Genomic DNA, 18754 nt, shown 5'->3' with positions numbered 1-18754 from the left:
TAAAATAATCTGAAAACTTAACTATAAAATGAAAAATTTAGGTCAAAGTCGTGACGTATTCTACGTTTCTGACGGAACAGCGATTACTTGTGAAACATTGGGGCATGTGGTTTTGGGGCAATTCTCGGTGACGGCTAGAGAAAAGACGTTTCCATTTGTAGAAAGTGACCATAAGGTGGATGAACTCATTAGAGAAATTAATCAATCTTATGAACGTAACGGTGTTAAACCCTTGGTGTTTTTTTCGATCGTCGTGCCACATATCCGCACAAAACTGTTGGCGTCTTGTGCACATTGTTACGATGTGTTGGAAAGTGTTGTCGCACAGGTAAAAGGCGATTTAAACATGGAGCCTAAACCTCAGCTCCAACGCTCACATAGTGTGGCGAAAGACTCGGATAAGTACTTTGATCGGATTGCCGCTATTGAATATACCTTAGCGCATGATGACGGGGTGTCTCTTAAGAATATTGATCAAGCGGATATAATCTTGCTAGGGGTTTCACGAAGTGGCAAGACTCCGACGAGTCTTTATATGGCAATGCAGTTTGGTCTTAGAGTGGTGAACTACCCATTTATTGATGACGATATTAAACGTTTACGCCTACTGCCTGAATTTGAAATCCATCGCCATAAATTATTTGGATTAACGATTGATCCTGAGAGACTTACCGAAATACGAGAAAATAGACTGGCGGGCAGTGATTACGCGAGTACTGAGCAGTGTTTACAGGAGTTAGCGAGTGTAGAATCCTTGTTCCGTAGAGAAGCAATCCCTTATATTAATACGTCGTCATTGTCTGTAGAAGAGATCTCGACTCGGGTGTTGGAAAGGGCTGGGCTCAAGCGCCGTTTGTTTTAGCCTCCTTAACTTCGTTAACTTATGCCAGTGCCAGTGACTTTCATTAGGGAGCCGCCGAATCTCGACCGAGTATCACAGTAATTATAGCGTGGCGAGGTATACTCATGATTACCTAGTATTAATCAGTAGTATTTGAAGTATGTCGTTCGCGCTATTTGTTGCCTTTTGTTTTTTGATGATGGTGGTGGTTTGTTATTTTGGGCTAGTGACGCGTGGAACTGAAGCCCCCAGTCAACGATGGAAAACATTAGGTATATCGACCACGCTATCTGCCCTGGTGTGTGGGATTTCTCTATTGGTCTGGAGTCAGTTGAAGTCAGATATTCCTGAACTTGTGAAACCGACGCCATTTAAAAATGGGGAAACGATGATGCTTGAACTACAGCAAGCATTAAAGAATGACCCTAATAACAGTAAAGATTGGTTTGCCTTGGGGCAAATGTACATGCAAACTAATGAGTTTGATGCCGCCATTACCTGTTTTGATTACTCCATACGGCTGTCGCAGAATCCTTACGCTGGACAATACGCAGCTATTGCTACGGCAAAATACTATTCTGAATCGCAAACTATGACGCCAGATGTGTTGAGTTTTTTAGATAAAGCACTGCAAATGGATGAGCTAAACGATACAGCGTTATTATTGATTGCCTCGGATCATTTTTTGAACTCGCGCTATGCCGACGCAATTGTACAGTGGACGAAAATATTAGATTCCAACCGACCGGGCATTCAGCGAGCTGCTCTCATCGAAAAAATTAATCAAGCGAAAAGTATGCTTTAAAATTACCGACCAAAAATTGTTGACACTGTAGGTGGTCAGTTGGCGTCGATGAGTTCTTTTAAGGTAAAAAAAGTGGTTTTTTTACAATGGGTACAGCACCATTTTTGTTTGGACGCTTTAAATAATTTTTCAATCCTAGTCCGACGAACTCTAGTAAAACTGGATGGGTTATTACACCCAGCACAAATACTTTTATTACTCATACATCCCCCTCCTTTTTGTTTTTACAGGATGCTATTCTATTTATCCGCGATGAGTCAAGGTTTCAATGGAGAGAGTCGTGTAGCCTACTGTATACGATGAAGTACAGCTGGGGATTAATGACGGTAAATGAATCCTCCGTACATATATTTAGTGGCTTCCGCGCCTAAAATAGCCACTTTGTTTCCGGGTTGTAGCATGCCGCTGTTGACCAGTTTGGCAAAACTTGCCCAAATGGCTGCAGAACCGAGATTTCCCCAATTCTTCGCATCATTAATGACTTTACAGCAGTCAATTCCCAGAGCTTCGCTAAGTTGACTATCAATGTGGCCAGTGGCCTGGTGCGGAATGATATAATCAAAGTCTTGAACGTTATAACCGCGTTGAGCCAGAGCTTGTATGCTAGCGTTAAACAACGCTTCGCCACTTTGCCTAACATTCGTCGCATTGTGGTGAAAGCGAGCAATTGTTTTTTGGGTATGGACGGATAGAGAACCACCATCTAAAGAAAGTCCGGGCGCCATATCGACACCAATTTGCCCCATAAAACAATCGCTAATGATGCCATGACCAGAGCCATCATCAGGGCCTAGAATGACACCGCCAGCACCGTCTCCCATTTGCATGTAATTGACCAGTTGAGATTGGTCCAAAAATGCTTCTTTAAAGTCAAAGTAAACTGAACCTGTTTCACTGCCGACCAAGGCGACGGGTTTACCTAATAAAGCGATGCGCGGGATCGCAATTTGCAGCGCGCTGGCGAAGCCGGTGCAGGCTTGCCTTAATTCCATAAATGGGCCATAAAACTTTAGCTTCTCCGTAACCCATGCAATGCTTGGAGGGAGTTGCGTATCGGGTGTGGTGGTATGACCGATTAGGTAGTCAATATCACTTAAAGACACTTGTGATTGAATCATCAATCGCTGCATGACTTCCACTACTAAATCTGAATTGGTTGGTGTTGGTGGGCTAACATAGTGATGAATGCTTCGGCTAAAGTGGCGTTGCTCAATGCCAAGAAAAGGCGCGATGCGAGCGGCAACTTTGGCATACCGTCTTCCGGACAACTTCTCTAACGCTGTAATTAACTGCTCGTTGTTGAGTTGTTGATCTGGGAAGGCGTTGCTCGCCGCTAGCAGCTTTACTTGACCGGGTAGAAAAACAGTGTTCATTGATCGCCTTCCTTTGAATCAAAAATAGTATCTAGTTCAACGCCTATTGTTTCGAAAGCGGAACGCTCGCTTGCAAGTAGCGTATATAAACGGTCGGCAATACTGCTTTTTAGTGATTGCCATTGAGAGTGCTCGAAACCTAAAGCAAGAGCATGGCGTTTAGACAAGGTTACGTGCTTTGCTTCGTCTTGTTTAATGGCTCTACATAGCAAAACAAATGGATGCTCGCTATTAAGGCTGCCTTTCTCAATGGCTAACATGAGTCGGCAAACGAGCGCGTCCAAACAAGCTATTTGCGCAAAGTGAACATCAAAATTTTGTCTTAGCCCTAGGGCAGCAAAAAAGCGTTGGCTACGACGCTTAATTTGGGTGATATCAGCAGGCTCTGGTAGCGTTAGACGTACCAGCTCTAATGCTTTTTCATGATACTGCTCATCGGCAACGATAGATTCAAAGTCTTCAACCGCTTCTTGTAGAGGATTATCGTCGCGTTGTCGTTGAACTTCGTTATGAAATACCCACTGAGAGGACTGCTCGCCGCATATCAGTAAAGGTAACAGACGAGCAAGGGCGATCTGTTGCTCAGTTGTGAAGTCGATGGGCTGCTGGCGATACAAAACTAGCCAGTTTTTTACTGGACTGTGGCTCTGAGCCGACTGAGGAAGAGAGGGAAAACAGGGTTTCATAAGTCTTAGTCACAGTTCCTTCGATAACACGTACTATATATAGACCGTGAAATGAGAAAAATCTTTCAACGATTTGTATTAATTACTCATTTATTTTCAAATTGTAGTTTAAGTATTTGAGAATAACGACCTAAGCTATGAGTCATAACGGTCGATTTTGGTGGGGGTAACGAATGCAAGGTATACCAAATGGTCTAATAGAGGGGCGGGTTCTAGCAAAAAAAGAGTGGGCGGAAAACCTATTTAGTTTAGAGGTATCGGCTGCTATTTTGCCTTATGAAGCGGGTCAATTTACCAAATTAGCGTTGCTGGATGAGCAGGGGAACTGGCTAAGACGTGCCTATTCAATGGTCAACCACCCGTCACATGCTTATGGATACCAACATTTAGAGTTTCTTATCGTAGCGGATGATTTAGGGCAACTATCACCAAGGTTACAGGCATTAAATGTTGGAGATACACTCTTTGTTGGCAAGCAGGCATCGGGTTTTATGACATTGGACGAAATTCCAAAAGATGCACGTGAGTTATGGATGCTTGCAACAGGTACGGCGGTAGGGCCATTTTTATCCATTTTAGAAGATGATTCGATCGCGACGCGATTCGAGTCAGTGACATTAGTGCATGCAGTGCGCACGGCGAATGAATTGGTTTATCCTGAGATGACGTCAGCACTACACGAACGACTGGGTAGCACATTTAATTACTTGTCGATTGTTTCAAGGCAAGACCATGAGCCAAGCTTACGAGGTCGAATTCCAGCACTGTTACAAAGTCACGACATTCAAAATAAGGTAGGGATAAATTTGGACTCCTTAAGAAGTTTTGTGTATTTATGTGGTAACCCACAAATGGTTAAAGATACCAGTGCAACACTTGTGGAATTAGGCTTATCAAAACATTTACGCCGCAAACCAGGTCAATTTGCGAGTGAAAATTATTGGTAGTCCGCTTATTTCTATCCGGTCGCTATTGTTAATCTGATAATCAAGGCATACATGTATCTAGACTAATACGTGTAACCGACGCCAAAAAATGCCGATTCCAAACCTGTGTTGTAGCCTACATCAGCGGTGAACCCGGTAACCCCTGTTTTGAATAGTAAGCCGATATTGCCGTTAAAGCGCAAATCTGATTCGTATTCTTTAAACGGAAGGTCGTTGACTTTTTCGATGCTGCGATTGGCCACGCCAGCCCCGACATAGCCTGCAATGTTATCACTTAGCGATTTCACCACGCCAATATTCAACGCAAAATCATCATTGTTTGGTCCTGTACCACCGGATAGATTTGAATAGAAGCCAAAGCTGAGGTTTCTATCGTGATAGAGGCCGACACCAAATCCACCATCACTGGTGGTACCAACGGTGACACTGTTATAATCACCCGCTAAAGCGGGGGCGCTGAGAAGGAATAAAGCGGTGAGTAAGCGTAGTTTCATAATGACCCTATTGAGTAATGTTACCCTGTGAGGTGAAGGCTAGCGTCAACTTAAATATAGCGTTTATAAGTTAAGGCGCTATTAATAAAAGGTTATAGTAGATGTGAAAAAAAAGCCCTAACTTTTGGTTAGGGCTTTGGCAAAAAATCGAATAGGTCACATCATCGTGTATAGATTGCAATGACGAGAAGCCTAAGGCTTAATCACCTTTTGTTTAGTATTTCGACTCTCTTGCTTTTTGCTCCGCTTCCCATTGCGGTACAACCGTGTCTAGGAAGTGTTGCTTGTCAGCATTCATCTTATCCATATCCATACCCAGAGCGGCTTGCGCTTTTTCTTTGGTTGAAATATCGGGTATTTCTACTGGGTCGGTAATACCTTTCTTCGCGAGTAAACGAATCAGCTTCGTTCTGGCATCGGCGGCTTTGTCTACGGAGGTACCAAGCACTTCAAGTGCAACTTCTGGTGCGTGCATGTGCACACCGTGCGACGCAATCGCATAATCCCAGCGCCATTGAGCGTGACGAATATCCATAAGGATAGGCTTCATCTCTTCTTCTGTTGCACCAGCATCCCATGCTGCGCCTGCTTCAAAGTGAGCAGCGACAATTTGTTTTTCAGCGGTCAGTTTCATGTTTAGCACTTGAGCTTTACGTGAAGAAACAATACCTTGTAACTGGTCTTTAGACTGTGTGTGACAGTTTGCACAGGTGTCTTCAAATCGATCGAATGGATTGCCTACTTTGTGGTCGGTATACACAGTGCCATCTTCTTTGGTTACTTTCGGCATGTGGCAATCGACACAAACAACGCCATTCTTACCATGAATACCATCACGCCACGTTTCATAACCTGGGTGCTGAGCTTTTAGCATTGGTGCTTTTGACACGGCATGTTGCCAATCTTTAAACTCAATACCATCATAGTAGTCTTCCATTTCACCTACGGTTGTACCGAGATCCCAAGGGAATTTAACACTCTTATTTGGGCCAGTGAAATAGTATTCAACATGACATTGCGCACAAACTGAGGCTTGTTTGTCGAGGCGCGATTGCTCTTCAAACTTTTTACCAATAGCGTCAAATGCACGCTCTACGTATGGACGAGTCAGAGCAAGCTCAGGCTCGCCATTTTTGAATTTTTCACTACGAGTGTCGTGACAATCGGCGCAACCAATAGGGTTGGATATTTCACCACCTAAGCGTGCCCATTTTCCTTCGAAGTAGCCGTCTTCGCCTCGCTCTTCAATCACACGAGCGACGTCTGGGCTTTTACAACTCCAACATGCCATCGGCATTGGGCCAGATTTAGGGTCCGTTGGACCGCCTGTGCGCAGGGTTTGTCTGACGTCGTCCAACGCAAAGAAGTGACCGCGTGCCTTGTTATAGTCTTTCGCAAAGCCGTATCCAGCCCATAGAATAACCATATTAGGGTCTTGCTCAAGAGCATCCTCTATTTCGGCGCTTTCACTGGTTTCCTTCCACGTTTTATATTGATCAGGGTGATTGTCTTCATAGGTTTGGTTTCTAGGATCAGCCAACCCATCTTCTGTTGTCGCAAAAGCGGGCGCACTAGCAGCTGCTAGTATTGCCAGCGATGCAACGGAACTAATAATCCAATGCTTTTTCACAGTGTAATCTCCGTATTCTAATTTTTGAAATGCGTTGTGGGGCTTTTCCGTTAATAAGAATTGGAGATGTCCGTTGTGGGAGATAACGAATTATAAACCACAATGGACGGTGTAATAATACGCCACAAATTGACATAATTTATTACATGTCGTGGGCTTTCCTGTCCTAGATCAATTTAGGGGAGTGATCTCGGTCATATCAAATAAAATCTAACCCTAAAGGGTTAGTTGTGATAAATTTGTTGATATTAATTATCATTATAAAACAGCATCTTATGTATAATTACACACATAAATAATGGTGACTTTGCTCACTAATTAGCCCTAAAGAAGTAGGAAAAAAAAAGCGTGCGTCATAAGATCAAATGGTGAAGCGTTGTGGCTCTCCTAAATAAGAATTGATTGCATTTTCTCATCTTGAGTTGAGGAAAAGTATTAATTATTGACCGAACTCCCAGTCATTCTCTGGTAGAGAAGGTTTAAGGAAAGGATACGATGGGCAATGTTAAATTGACCATAACGATAATGCTTCAGGCCCTTCTAGCATTTTCTATTTATGGTTTTTCACTCAATGCCTTTGCCGATGACGCAGCGCTCCCAACGAAAGGGGCAGCAGAAGAACGGTATAAGGTAGAGTTAATTCGTGATAAAGACTACAAATGTATTCAATGTCACAAAGACTCAAAACAGACACTTTCTGGCTCCCATGGAGAGGACGCTATCTCTATCATAGGAAAAGAAGTGAACTGTACTCAATGTCACAGTGATATTGGACCTGATCACCGTGATGGCGCTTCTACCGTTGTTCAGTATCACGACGCTCAGTCACAACCAGGCACTGATAAAGTGTGGCTCTCGCCAGAGGCGATACTAAAGGCAAACCAATTATGCACGGATTGCCACCAACCTCAGTACTTAAGTGAAGACAGTTGGACACATGATGTTCATGCTAAAAACTTAACCTGCAGCAACTGCCACTCCGTTCATGCTGAAAAAGCCAAAGTCTTGTCTTTTGATCATAAAGCCAAAATCAAAATGTGTGTCGATTGCCATAAAGACTTCAACGAATTGCGTGAAGAGGAGGGCAGGTAATATGAGTTGTTCTAGACGAAATTTTCTCGCCGGATCAGGTGCGGTCATATTTACAACAGGCGTCGCGACTACATCAGTATTGACCAGTACGAATTCGGACGCGTCAGCAGATAATACGGAAGCTGCAAAGCGTTACGGCATGCTGCATGACGAAAATGCCTGTATTGGCTGTACTGCGTGTACAGAAGCCTGTCGCGAAGTCAATAAGGTTCCTGAAGGGGTGTCTCGATTAGAGATTAACCGTTCAGAACCAATGGGTGAGTACCCAGATGTTGAATACCGTTTTACCCGAACTTCTTGTCAGCATTGTGAAAACCCACCTTGTGTTTACGTTTGTCCTACCGGCGCGGCTTATAAAGATGAAGAAACTGGCATTGTAGATGTACACAAAGAAAAATGTGTCGGTTGTGGATATTGCTTAGCTGCTTGTCCGTACCAAGTCCGTTTCTTTCATCCAGAAGATCACTCTGCAGATAAGTGTAACTTCTGCCGCGATACGAACCTTGCGGCTGGAAAACAGCCTGCTTGTGTAGAGAGTTGCCCAACAAAAGCGTTGGTGTTTGGTGACTTGAATGACCCGCAGAGTACGATTAGCAAAGCAATCACGGTCAACGCGGTCTATCGAGATAAAGTGCATTTAGGCACCAAGCCTAAGCTTTATAAAGTACCGTTCCATAAGGGGGAGGTGTAGCATGAGTATTTGGGAAACTGCCTTTCATTTTGACTCTTTGGTATGGGACTGGATCATTGCTATTTATTTGTTTCTAGCAGGTATGTCGGCGGGTGCAGTTATGATTGCGCTGTATTTGAAGCGTAACGTGATTGAAGGTAATCCAGCTGATAACGGCATAATGAAAGCGATGGCATGGTTAGCGCCATTTGGCATTATTGTCGGGTTGCTGATTCTGGTATTCCATCTAACGAAACCGTTAGAGTTTTGGAAGATTATGATCTACTTCAATCCGACGTCAGTGATGTCGATGGGTGTGATTTTATTCCAAGTCTATATGGCGGTCTTGTTCGTGTGGATTGGACTCATATTCCGCAAGCCAATAATGGACGTTTTAGGTGGGAAATTTGATTTTGTTGAAACTATCCTAATTAAATTAGAAAAATTCGAAAATGGTATTGAGTTATTTTTGGGTGTGTTGGCGATTGCCCTTGCGGCTTATACGGGCTTCTTATTGTCCGCGTTGAAAACTTACCCAATGCTCAATAACCCCGTTTTACCGATTCTGTTCTTGTTTTCTAGTTTATCTTCTGGCGCAGCCGCGAGTTTGTTGTTTGGTATCTTAGTGTTTAAAGAAGATGCGCACAGCGCTAGTGTAAAGTGGGTGCATAGTTTTGAACGTCCAGTGGTATTGTTTGAACTGTTTGTGATCGTCACTTTCTTTACTGGTCTCATCTTTAGTGGTGGGCAGAACGAAGCGGCGGCTTGGAATGCGATTGGCGGTGGCTTTTGGTCGAGTTGGTTCTGGTATGGTGTGATTGGTTTAGGGATGTTATTGCCATTGGCGATGAATTTCTTTAGCTCTGATAGAGTGAAACATAATCATGGTTTTATTTTGGTTGTGACATCGCTCAGTTTACTCGGTGTATTGATGCTAAGAACATTCGTATTGTACGCAGGACAAATGACGGTTGTTTAGTCTTATGCGTGCTCGCTAGTCGATGAATGTCGTCGTTCTTGTTGGAATGACGACTTCTTTTTCTAAGCGGATATATTTTAGAGCATATAGGTTTAATTCCATGTGTTTTAAAATGTGTAGGCTTACGCTGTTATTATTGATTGAGGTTTTATGATTGGTCATATTGGATTATTCGCACTGATTTGTGCCGCTATGATCAGTACCTTTGGGGCGGTGGGCGGCTGCATCTGCACTGCTAGAGTGTCTCAATCAAGCTGGATGGCGGGTCTGGTGCGAATCGTTCGCTTAAGCAGTTTTTTTGCCTTATTTTTCTCAGTGTTGTCGATGATGATATTGGCGTATGGATTTGCTATTGACGATTTTTCGTTGAGTTATGTCTCGCAGAACTCAAACAGCCAGCTTCCGCTGCCATTTAAGCTTGCCGCAACCTGGGGTGGGCATCAGGGCTCAATGTTGTTCTGGGTAGTGACGTTGTCACTATGGTCTGTATGTTTGTCCAAAGCGCATGCCGAGACGGGATATCGCTTTCATGCCACTTGGATCATGCTTTCCTTTATTGCCATTTTTGCCTGGTTCACCCTATTCGCGTCCAATCCCTTTGAATTCAACCCGACGCTATTGATGGAAGGGCGAGATTTGAATCCAATGCTGCAAGATATTGGCCTAATCATTCATCCACCTTTGTTATACATCGGCTATGTCGGTTGTGCTTCCGTGCTTGCACTCGCTGTGGGTGCGCTTTTGGAAAATAAAAGTACGTCTACGTGGTTAAATGATGCGAAAACCTACACGCTAAATGCGTGGATCTTTTTATCGGTGGGTATTGCTGTGGGTTCGTGGTGGGCGTATTACGAGCTAGGTTGGGGAGGCTGGTGGTTTTGGGATCCAGTGGAAAATGCCTCATTGTTGCCTTGGCTTACGGCGACGGCTTTAATGCATACGTTACTAGCGTCTAGAGTACGGAGCCAACTATTAATTTGGAGTTACTCACTGGCTTTTGTGACATTTTGTCTGAGTATTTTAGGCACCTTTATTGTGCGTTCTGGCGTGCTAACCTCGGTTCATGCATTTGCGGTCGATCCTAGCAAGGGCTTTACCTTGCTAGGAATACTGTCGTTTGTTTTCATACTATCGTTCTTAATACTGATTAAGCGTATTGACTCTATTCAGTCACGAACATTACGAGGCGTCTTAAATAAAAATTTCTTACTGCTGGCGTGTGCGAATCTATTTACCTTAGCCACGATCATTGTCGTGTTTGGCACATTCTACCCAATGGTATACGAGCTGGCAGGGCTGGGGAATATTTCGGTTGGTGCACCCTATTTCAATCTTCTCATTGCGCCATTGGCAATTATGGCGTTGTTTGTTGTTGGATTTTCAGCGTTGCTAAAGTGGGATTCGGCAACGCCTTATCGATTGCGCTCAACATGTGTCGGGTTGGCCGTGATTACTTTTGGGCTTGCTGGCGGTATTCTTCGTTACTACGTCTATCACAATGAACCTGTTGGCGCAGAATGGTCAATGTGGGCACTGTTTAGCTGCTGGGGTGCACTTTGGGTTGTGGCAACTCATGGCTACGTTCTTTACCGCAGTCGAGCGACTGCTCGTGTTAAACGACTGGCTTATGTGTCGGTCGCGCATATTGGGCTTGCAGTCGTCGCGTTTGGTGCTGCAATGAACAGTGAATATTCGTATGAAATAACGCGGAAATTAGGGCCAACGAGCCAAGTTGAGTTCGGCGACTATCAACTTCACTATGTTGATACGCAACTTTATGTGGCACCGTCTTTCAGTGCAGAGCGAGCAGTGATTGAAATACGACGATTAGATGACAAGAAAAGTCCCTTAGAGCAAGTGTGGCTTGCTTATCCGGAAAAGCGCCATTATCCGATACGTGTTATGAATATGACTGAGCCATCTATGACGGCATTTTGGGATGGCGATATATACATCTCTCTAGGCGAAAAAATTGACAGCAGGCATTACGCGGTGCGGATTCAATTTAAGGCATTTATACGTTGGATTTGGTTGGGGGCACTACTTATGGTTACGGGCGTTGCTGGAGTGCTATTAAGCCAACGAGGTAAGGATAATATTCGGATATCGTGTGAGAATCGTCATTCAATAATAACTGGAGGGCAGGGTGCGAAGCAGTCAGGTTCACGCTATATATAGGTCGCATTTTTGGGTGTCTGCGTTTGCGGTATTACTGCTAGCGATGCTTTGTTTGAGCATCACATCAGCATCAGCCAGTTCGCAATCGGTTGAGTTATTCGAATTTGAGTCGATTAAACAACAGAAGGATGCCATAGCATTAGCCAAAACATTACGCTGTCCTATGTGTCAGAATCAGAACTTAATTGAATCTAATTCACCAGTCGCGAAAGATATTCGACTGAGAGTCTTCGAGCTGATAAAGCAAGGTAAAACAGAACAAGAAGTGAAGGATTATATGGTTGCTCGGTATGGGCAGCATGTTCTTTATCAACCGTCCCTGACCCAGCAGAATGCATTGTTGTGGGGAGTGCCGATTATCATTGCGCTGACACTTCTCGTGCTAATGTTTCGTCGAGGCATTCATTCTAACGGGCGTGAAAATAGCCGTGAGGAGGGTTCGCAGTAGACAGGAGTTCCCAGTAGACAAGAGTTCGCTGTAATTTAACGCGCTACAGTAGACGTAAATCACCAATTCCCACTAGTCAGCTTAGTTCAACTCATTGTAATATCTATGTAAAGGATGTTTATTTTGAGTAAGGTGTGTTTATTTTGAGTAAGGGACTATGACGCCAAAGCAAAGCGAATTTTTAGAACAGTACTTATCCACACTCTCTCAAGCTGAACGAGCGGCGGTCCCTGCGGTTATTGCAGAGCATTTTTGCGCCGATGAATACCATGCAAATGAATGCGCACGTTTAATTGATCAAGGCATCAAAACGGCAACTTGTAGTCTTAAAGAAGGGTATGTGGTTGATGATGAGCCGCTTCCACAGATCGGGCGACTATCCGTTGTGCTTAACTGGAATCAAGAGCCAGTGTGTATTGTTAAAGTGACTAGTGTTGCGATTTGTGCGTTTGATAAAGTGACGCCTGAGTTCGCTTTTATGGAGGGAGAGGGCGATCGCAGTTACCCATCTTGGCGTACGTCCCATATCAATTTCTTCCAGCGCTACGCCTCGCAGTTAGGTCTAACCTTTACCACTGACGATGATCTTGTTTTGGAAACGTTCGAAAAAGTCTATCCCGTCGGCGTATAGGGCCCTTTTCGATGAGACTGTCTCCCCGGCTATTACCGTGAATCTCTTACCATGAGGCTATCATCATGAAAATACGTATTGAAAGTCGTCGCCTTAGCATGCGTCAACTTAACAATAGTGATGCGAGTTTTTTTAAAGCACTTCACCGCAATAAGCGGGTGACTCACTTATGTTTTGATACGCCAACGGATGCGGAAATTCATCAGCGATTTTTGCACCGCTTACCTGCCTGGCATATTACGGCATCTCACTGGTTATGTTTAACCATAGTTGAAAAAGAAACGGGCAAGAAGGTTGGTATTACTGGCTTTATCATTGATGGTAATAAGGCTGAAGTCGGCTATTTGCTGACACCTGAATGTCATGGCTATGGCTTTGCAACAGAATCATTACAGGCGCTGTTAAATTGGGCGAAATTGCACCTTTCTTACGTCGCTTTTGAGGCGACCGTGACAGATGGGAATACCCAGTCTGAACGGGTGCTGAGTAAGTGTGGCTTTACTCAGGTAAAGCGAGTACCTGATGCCTACATGATAGATGGTCAAAGGTATGATGATGTAATCTATGCCCTGTAGATGTTCGTTACCATGGGATGACGTTACTATCGTTTGCAATCATTGTGAAGCATATAAAAGGATACCGTTGGTATCACGTTGAGGTAATTGAGTTTAAAAGGAGTGACTCAGTGAATGTGACTTATAGAGAAATGCAATCAACCGATTATGATTCGGTGATTGGGCTTTGGCATGATACGGAAAACATGCAGTTGCGCGAGGCCGATAGCCGAGAAAGTATTACGGAATACTTAGATCAGAACCCAAATTTGAGCTATGTCGCCATGGTCACAGATCGTATTGTTGGTGCCGTGTTAGTGGGGACGGATGGGCGTCGAGGTTATATTCAGCATCTTGCGGTAGCGGATAAGCACCGTGGAAAACGAATTGGTCGGGGCTTAATTGAAAAAGCGACACAAGCGTTAGGGCTGATTGGCATAAACAAAACGCATCTTTTTGTCACTACGGAAAATGAAAATGCGCAGCAGTTTTATCGTTCGTTAGGGTGGGAGGATCGTAAAGAAATCAAAATGTATTCGTTTAACGCCTCGGCGAATCTGAACATTTAGCGGCAGTCAGTGCGCTTTAGCGCTAACCTTTGCGATATTGGCTGGTCGACTCTAACTCAATGCCAAGAGCGAAAGGGAAGGGCGAGTTCAATAACTGAAACGCCCTCTTTGCTCATTCTCTAGGCTTAATTTTCAAGTTAGTTTTTAATAAAACGGTTGTAGACGAAAAGAAGGATGAAAGCACCGAGCGTAGCGGTAATAATACTGCCGATATTAATACCGTTAGCACCACCGAAGCCAAGCAATCCACCGATAAACCCACCGACAAATGCGCCAGCAATACCAAGCCCCATCGTCGCGAGCCAACCCCCACCATCATTACCCGGCATTAACCATTTTGCCAGTGCTCCCGCAATTAAACCTAAAATAATCCATGAAATGATGCCCATATTTCGCTCCTTACACTAATTAAGCGCTGTAGATGACGTTACCATCGGTAAGCATAGTTCAAATAGTAGGCCGTCAATTCCTTTAATTGCCATAAGCGAACAGAGTCCTAAATGATTTATGACTAACAATGTGAATTGAACCAGTAATCTTTTCGTTAGCGAGGTCATCCTCGAATAAAATTCATCTATTATTGATATAGCTATCTGAGTCGATGGCAAAGGTATTAATCGATAGCGAGGTACCTCGGCATACGTTCGAGGGGAGCACGCCCATCAAGGAGTCGGGAATGAAGATGTCACGGTTGGTAAAGATACAATCAATCTTATTATTATTTATCATTGGTTTGAACAGTGTTTTGTTCTCATATGCGCACGCACAAACAGAAAACGAATCGGTGCGCTCAACAAAAGAGCAACGGGAGTTTGACCGTGTTAATCGTGAGATAAAAGACCTAGCAGAGTCGTTAAAGCTATCAACAGGGGATCAAAAAGACGCGATTCAATTTAGGCTGTTTAATAAAAATAATGAATTAAGAGATATCATCGCAACCGGTATCGACAACGATGCACTACCAAAAGCGGTATTAAGTGCGCAAGTTGCATTGCAGCAAGAATATACCGAAGGTGCAAAAGCGTATCTTGAAGATAAAATCAAAAACATCACCGAAAAGTTCAACGCGGCAAAAGATGAAGAAAAGCTTTCTATTCTCAATACCTATCGAGAGTTGTTGGAGTATTTAGATTCAACTTATGAAAGCAGTTGGCAGAATCTGACATGGTTACAAAAACTTGGTGAACCTAATGTTGAATTGGAACAAGCCCTATCTCTGTTTATCACTAAACGAATGAGATTGGTTTCCGCTTCGATAGAATACTTTGATCAACAAGTTAAAACAGTGGCGACTCAAATTGCTGCAGCGCCCGAATCAGAAAAAGCAGCGCTTCAGATGACGCAGCTAATCACGACACAACGATTGTCGATTGAAACCGACAGTATGAAAAAGCTGATTGTGCTTGGTGATGATATGGATCTGGAAACCTCGGAATATAAGCGCCAAATCTTCCAAGTGACAGGAAACATCACGCAAGATATTTTAAATGTAAAAGTGATGCTCTCTCTCGCCAACGAATGGTGGAGTGCTGGTCTAACATGGTTAGCAGACAATGCACCTCAACAACTATTCCAAGTATTTATTTTTATATTGATCTTGATGGCGACTCGGATGATCGTCAAGTTGGTACGTAAGGTGGTGAGCAAAGCCGTAGTCACGAAAAACTTTAAATTGTCGCATTTGATGCAAAACTTCTTTGTTTCTATTTCAGGGAATATCGTTTGGATTATCGGTATTATGGTCGGTTTGTCTCAAATTGGCCTTAACCTTGCCCCTGTGTTAACGGGTTTTGGTATTGCTGGTGTCATCATTGGCTTTGCTCTTCAAGATACCTTGTCCAATTTTGCTGCAGGCATGATGTTACTTATTTATCGTCCATTCGATGTTGGGGACTTTGTATTTGCTGGGGGGGTTGATGGTAAAGTGAGCCACATGAGCTTAGTGAGCACCACGATTCGTACTTTTGACAATCAAATTATTATAGTGCCGAATGGAAAAATTTGGGGCGATGTGATTAAAAATGTCACCCATGAGCGGATTCGTCGTGTCGATATGATATTTGGGATTGGTTATAGCGATGATTTATTAAAAGCAGAATCCGTGCTGACAGACATCGTGACGAGCCACCCTTCAGTACTGAACTCGCCAGAGCCGATGATTAAAGTGCACACATTAAATACGTCTTCCGTCGACTTTATCGTTCGCCCTTGGGTGAAGACGGATGATTATTGGGATGTGTATTGGGATGTGACAAAAGAAGTGAAGCTACGTTTTGATAGGGAAGGCATTTCTATCCCATTCCCACAGCAAGACGTCCACTTGCACATGATAGATAAGAAAGAAGCGTAGCTAAGCGTCGCTGACTACGTGGTAGCATAGATTAACATCGAGTGTTAGGCATAATGGTGGCTTAAGTAACATAGCCTTTTTAGGTCACTCAAACACAAAACACGACCAGTTTATCTAGTCGTGTTTTTTTATTGGTACTCGGGTGCTTTATAAAATGTTTGTTACTAGTTGTAAATTTGTGCAATTTTCGCTTTTTATATAAGAATTATAATATCCTGGGTCGATACATTGTTGGGGCTCGCAAACTGCTCGTATCTGTTGTTCTAAAATGGGGGTGTTTATTAATTTACGCAATTAAAACAACACTTTTCTTCAAAGGAGAAACGATATGGAAAAAATAATTAATACTTTAGGCTTGTGTATTTTAGCCAGTAAGTATATGGCAGTTTTATTGGTAGCGGCAATAACGGTGAGTACCGGCGCTTTTGCAGCTGAGTTCCTTTATACTGGGCTAGAGAGTACCGATTAGATGACATCAGAATATTGAGCAATCGTACATTTTATCTTTCTTTTGTTGCTTAGTATTTAAAGGGGGTGGAATTGAGCGTTACCCCCCCCCCTTTTGTTTACATTGCTTTCTGCTAGAGTATGAACAGGCGACTTACGCCTACTAGGGTCGGCGACGCGTTGGGGAACGGCAAAGCCTTTTTTAGAAACAACTATGTACGAGTTCGAGACCACGTTGTCTATGTCAGATGACGTATAAGCGAAGCGACACTCTAGTCAAAAAACCTGCCTAAACTCATTAGTTTTGATCCTATTTCGAATTCATAATAAGCTTGAACAATCTTAAGCGTGTTTTGCCAGTTCCTGGCTATAAAATAGTAGGTTTGGTTGAGTTTTAACCATTATCACCATCTCTAACTTAGACTGACGCTTTTCTCTACAAAATTTAATCAGGACTCTTATTTATGAGCCACCAACAAAACAACCCATTGCACGGGCTTACATTAGAAAAAATTCTTACTCGCTTAGTTGAGCATTACGGTTGGGATGAATTGTACTATCACATTAATGTGAATTGCTTTAGTAATGATCCGTCTATCAAGTCGTCGCTCAAGTTCTTAAGAAAGACCCAGTGGGCGCGCGATAAAGTTGAAGCGCTCTATGTGTCTACGTTTAGTTAGCAAGAGCGTAAAACGACGACCATGCTTGCCAATGTTGATGCAACTCTCTTTACGAGGCAATAAATGGTCGTCAGAAGGTTCCACATGTCAATACTTTTACAGACTAGAGCGGCACTATGCTGAAAATTTCGAATAGCGTTGAATTAGCCGAGTGGGAAATAGAGCTTACAGCCATAAGATCTATGGGAGCCGGTGGGCAGAAAGTAAATAAGACAAGCTCAGCAATACACCTACGCTTTGATATAAAACGTTCCACTTTGCCTGATTTTTACAAGGAAAGGCTGCTAGCGTTATCTGACACGAGAATCACGAAAGAAGGTGTCATCATCATTAAGGCGCAGGCTTATCGAACTCAAGAGCAGAATAGAGAAGATGCCTTGATGCGGCTCAAGCAGCTTATTGTTTCAGCTGCTGTTGTCCAGAAAGCGAGGAGGGCGACGAGACCAACGCGCAACTCACAGACGCGCAGGATGGATGCGAAGAAGCGCAAAGGAAATACTAAGGCGCTTAGAGGCAGAGTCTCGGATTAAGTATTAATACGCGTCTATAAGTAGTGATATCACCTCGGCAACATGAACATGGAAATCAAAAATCAACGTATAAGGATATACGCATGGAAATAATTAGGGACGATTTACAAGGGCCTGAAATCCAAGGTCTATTACAAGAGCATCTCGATGACATGTATGCTACTTCTCCAGCGGATAGTGTTCATGCATTGGATTTAACCGGATTACAGAAACCAGACATCACTTTTTGGTCCGCTTGGATTGAAGGTGAGCTTGCAGGTTGTGTTGCTCTCAAAGTACTCGATGGCCAGCATGGTGAAATAAAGTCAATGCGCACAGCGATTTCCGCACGTGGTAAAGGTATCGCGAAGCAACTCGTTGTTCATTTATGCGAAGCCGCCAAACAAGAAGGCTTTAATCGGCTCAGCCTCGAAACAGGAACCGAAGCATTTTTTCATCCAGCACGGACGTTATATCAAGGCTTTGGTTTTGTTGAATGCCCACCCTTTGCAGATTACACGCTTGACCCCAACAGTGTTTTCATGACGAAACAGCTATAGTAGGTTTATTGAACCAGATCACCGCACAACAAATTAAATAGGGTGAAAGGATATGGATGCCATTCGATTTCATTATGTAGAGTGCCCGTACTGTGGCGAGCAATTTGAAACCTCCATTGATTGCACGAGTGGCGAACAGCAGTATATTGAAGACTGCTATGTCTGTTGTCGTCCTATTTTGTTCTCGATTACGTTTGTTGACGATGGTCTTGTTGTTTCTACGCGTCATGAAAACGACGCGTAATTGATGCTGACGACGGCATAATGCCCTTCTTTGAGGACTCCTTGTTGCGTGGAGGTTTATTGCTACG

General features: G+C 43.5%; 22 protein-coding genes. 17 read left to right on the top strand and 5 right to left on the bottom strand.

Annotated features, from left to right (window positions below):
- The first annotated feature begins 28 nt into the window (after positions 1 to 28).
- Positions 29 to 862 carry a posphoenolpyruvate synthetase regulatory kinase/phosphorylase PpsR gene (gene ppsR / locus MD535_RS00755; RefSeq protein ID WP_265672977.1) on the top strand — a complete coding sequence of 278 codons (834 nt, stop codon included), beginning with the start codon at positions 29 to 31 and terminating at the stop codon, positions 860 to 862.
- Positions 863 to 1001: 139 nt separating this feature from the next.
- On the top strand, positions 1002 to 1646 hold the full coding sequence (locus MD535_RS00750) for a TPR domain-containing protein (protein ID WP_265672976.1): 645 nt from the start codon (positions 1002 to 1004) through the stop codon (positions 1644 to 1646).
- 317 nt (positions 1647 to 1963) lie between these two features.
- Here the strand turns inward: MD535_RS00750 and MD535_RS00745 are convergent, their stop codons facing one another.
- A complete protein-coding gene (locus MD535_RS00745) occupies positions 1964 to 3019 on the bottom strand; it encodes a 3-oxoacyl-ACP synthase III family protein (protein ID WP_265672975.1) in 1056 nt (351 codons plus the stop codon).
- A complete protein-coding gene (locus MD535_RS00740) occupies positions 3016 to 3705 on the bottom strand; it encodes a hypothetical protein (protein WP_265672974.1) in 690 nt (229 codons plus the stop codon). The genes MD535_RS00745 and MD535_RS00740 overlap by 4 nt, the downstream gene beginning before the upstream one ends.
- 173 nt (positions 3706 to 3878) lie before the next feature.
- Between MD535_RS00740 and MD535_RS00735 the strand changes: the two genes are divergently transcribed.
- The gene (locus MD535_RS00735; RefSeq protein ID WP_265672973.1) at positions 3879 to 4652 is read left to right on the top strand and encodes a ferredoxin--NADP reductase; all 774 of its coding nucleotides are present in this window, start codon (positions 3879 to 3881) and stop codon (positions 4650 to 4652) included.
- A 62-nt stretch (positions 4653 to 4714) separates the two neighbouring features.
- Here the strand turns inward: MD535_RS00735 and MD535_RS00730 are convergent, their stop codons facing one another.
- Positions 4715 to 5146: a hypothetical protein gene (locus tag MD535_RS00730; RefSeq protein ID WP_265672972.1), complete on the bottom strand. Its 432-nt coding sequence runs from the start codon at positions 5144 to 5146 to the stop codon at positions 4715 to 4717.
- Positions 5147 to 5360: 214 nt separating this feature from the next.
- On the bottom strand, positions 5361 to 6776 hold the full coding sequence (gene nrfA, locus MD535_RS00725) for an ammonia-forming nitrite reductase cytochrome c552 subunit (RefSeq protein ID WP_265672971.1): 1416 nt from the start codon (positions 6774 to 6776) through the stop codon (positions 5361 to 5363).
- Positions 6777 to 7271: 495 nt separating this feature from the next.
- Here nrfA and nrfB point away from each other — a divergent pair, with 495 nt between their 5' ends.
- From nrfB to MD535_RS00685, 8 genes are all read left to right on the top strand, one after another.
- Positions 7272 to 7868 carry a cytochrome c nitrite reductase pentaheme subunit gene (gene nrfB / locus MD535_RS00720; RefSeq protein ID WP_265672970.1) on the top strand — a complete coding sequence of 199 codons (597 nt, stop codon included), beginning with the start codon at positions 7272 to 7274 and terminating at the stop codon, positions 7866 to 7868.
- Between the two features lies 1 nt (position 7869).
- The gene (gene nrfC / locus MD535_RS00715; protein WP_265672969.1) at positions 7870 to 8559 is read left to right on the top strand and encodes a cytochrome c nitrite reductase Fe-S protein; all 690 of its coding nucleotides are present in this window, start codon (positions 7870 to 7872) and stop codon (positions 8557 to 8559) included.
- A gap of 1 nt (position 8560) precedes the next feature.
- Positions 8561 to 9517: a cytochrome c nitrite reductase subunit NrfD gene (gene nrfD / locus MD535_RS00710; RefSeq protein ID WP_265672968.1), complete on the top strand. Its 957-nt coding sequence runs from the start codon at positions 8561 to 8563 to the stop codon at positions 9515 to 9517.
- Between the two features lie 150 nt (positions 9518 to 9667).
- Positions 9668 to 11695, top strand: a complete 2028-nt coding sequence (locus MD535_RS00705; RefSeq protein ID WP_265672967.1) for a heme lyase CcmF/NrfE family subunit — start codon at positions 9668 to 9670, stop codon at positions 11693 to 11695.
- A gap of 43 nt (positions 11696 to 11738) precedes the next feature.
- Positions 11739 to 12143, top strand: a complete 405-nt coding sequence (locus MD535_RS00700) for a cytochrome c-type biogenesis protein (protein ID WP_265673245.1) — start codon at positions 11739 to 11741, stop codon at positions 12141 to 12143.
- A gap of 157 nt (positions 12144 to 12300) precedes the next feature.
- Positions 12301 to 12774 carry an ASCH domain-containing protein gene (locus MD535_RS00695; RefSeq protein ID WP_265672966.1) on the top strand — a complete coding sequence of 158 codons (474 nt, stop codon included), beginning with the start codon at positions 12301 to 12303 and terminating at the stop codon, positions 12772 to 12774.
- A 65-nt stretch (positions 12775 to 12839) separates the two neighbouring features.
- Complete coding sequence (locus MD535_RS00690; RefSeq protein ID WP_265672965.1) at positions 12840 to 13349, top strand: GNAT family N-acetyltransferase; 510 nt, start codon at positions 12840 to 12842, stop codon at positions 13347 to 13349.
- A 131-nt stretch (positions 13350 to 13480) separates the two neighbouring features.
- Complete coding sequence (locus tag MD535_RS00685) at positions 13481 to 13897, top strand: GNAT family N-acetyltransferase (RefSeq protein ID WP_265673243.1); 417 nt, start codon at positions 13481 to 13483, stop codon at positions 13895 to 13897.
- Between the two features lie 137 nt (positions 13898 to 14034).
- Here MD535_RS00685 and MD535_RS00680 read toward each other — a convergent pair whose 3' ends face one another.
- Positions 14035 to 14286: a GlsB/YeaQ/YmgE family stress response membrane protein gene (locus MD535_RS00680; protein WP_265672964.1), complete on the bottom strand. Its 252-nt coding sequence runs from the start codon at positions 14284 to 14286 to the stop codon at positions 14035 to 14037.
- 287 nt (positions 14287 to 14573) lie between these two features.
- Between MD535_RS00680 and MD535_RS00675 the strand changes: the two genes are divergently transcribed.
- The 6 genes from MD535_RS00675 (at position 14574) to MD535_RS00650 (ending at position 18687) form a co-directional block, all read left to right on the top strand.
- Positions 14574 to 16247, top strand: coding sequence for a mechanosensitive ion channel family protein (locus MD535_RS00675; protein ID WP_265672963.1), 1674 nt, complete (start codon positions 14574 to 14576; stop codon positions 16245 to 16247).
- A gap of 328 nt (positions 16248 to 16575) precedes the next feature.
- The gene (locus MD535_RS00670; RefSeq protein WP_265672962.1) at positions 16576 to 16716 is read left to right on the top strand and encodes a hypothetical protein; all 141 of its coding nucleotides are present in this window, start codon (positions 16576 to 16578) and stop codon (positions 16714 to 16716) included.
- 442 nt (positions 16717 to 17158) lie between these two features.
- The gene (locus MD535_RS00665) at positions 17159 to 17374 is read left to right on the top strand and encodes a VF530 family protein (RefSeq protein WP_265672961.1); all 216 of its coding nucleotides are present in this window, start codon (positions 17159 to 17161) and stop codon (positions 17372 to 17374) included.
- Positions 17375 to 17490: 116 nt separating this feature from the next.
- The gene (gene arfB / locus MD535_RS00660) at positions 17491 to 17904 is read left to right on the top strand and encodes an alternative ribosome rescue aminoacyl-tRNA hydrolase ArfB (protein WP_265672960.1); all 414 of its coding nucleotides are present in this window, start codon (positions 17491 to 17493) and stop codon (positions 17902 to 17904) included.
- A gap of 83 nt (positions 17905 to 17987) precedes the next feature.
- A complete protein-coding gene (locus tag MD535_RS00655; protein WP_265672959.1) occupies positions 17988 to 18443 on the top strand; it encodes a GNAT family N-acetyltransferase in 456 nt (151 codons plus the stop codon).
- A 52-nt stretch (positions 18444 to 18495) separates the two neighbouring features.
- The gene (locus tag MD535_RS00650; protein ID WP_265672958.1) at positions 18496 to 18687 is read left to right on the top strand and encodes a CPXCG motif-containing cysteine-rich protein; all 192 of its coding nucleotides are present in this window, start codon (positions 18496 to 18498) and stop codon (positions 18685 to 18687) included.
- The last annotated feature ends 67 nt before the right edge of the window (positions 18688 to 18754 follow it).

Source organism: Vibrio qingdaonensis (assembly GCF_026191675.1).
Classification (GTDB): Bacteria; Pseudomonadota; Gammaproteobacteria; order Enterobacterales; family Vibrionaceae; genus Vibrio; species Vibrio qingdaonensis.
This window is presented reverse-complemented; position numbering and strand designations above follow the sequence as displayed.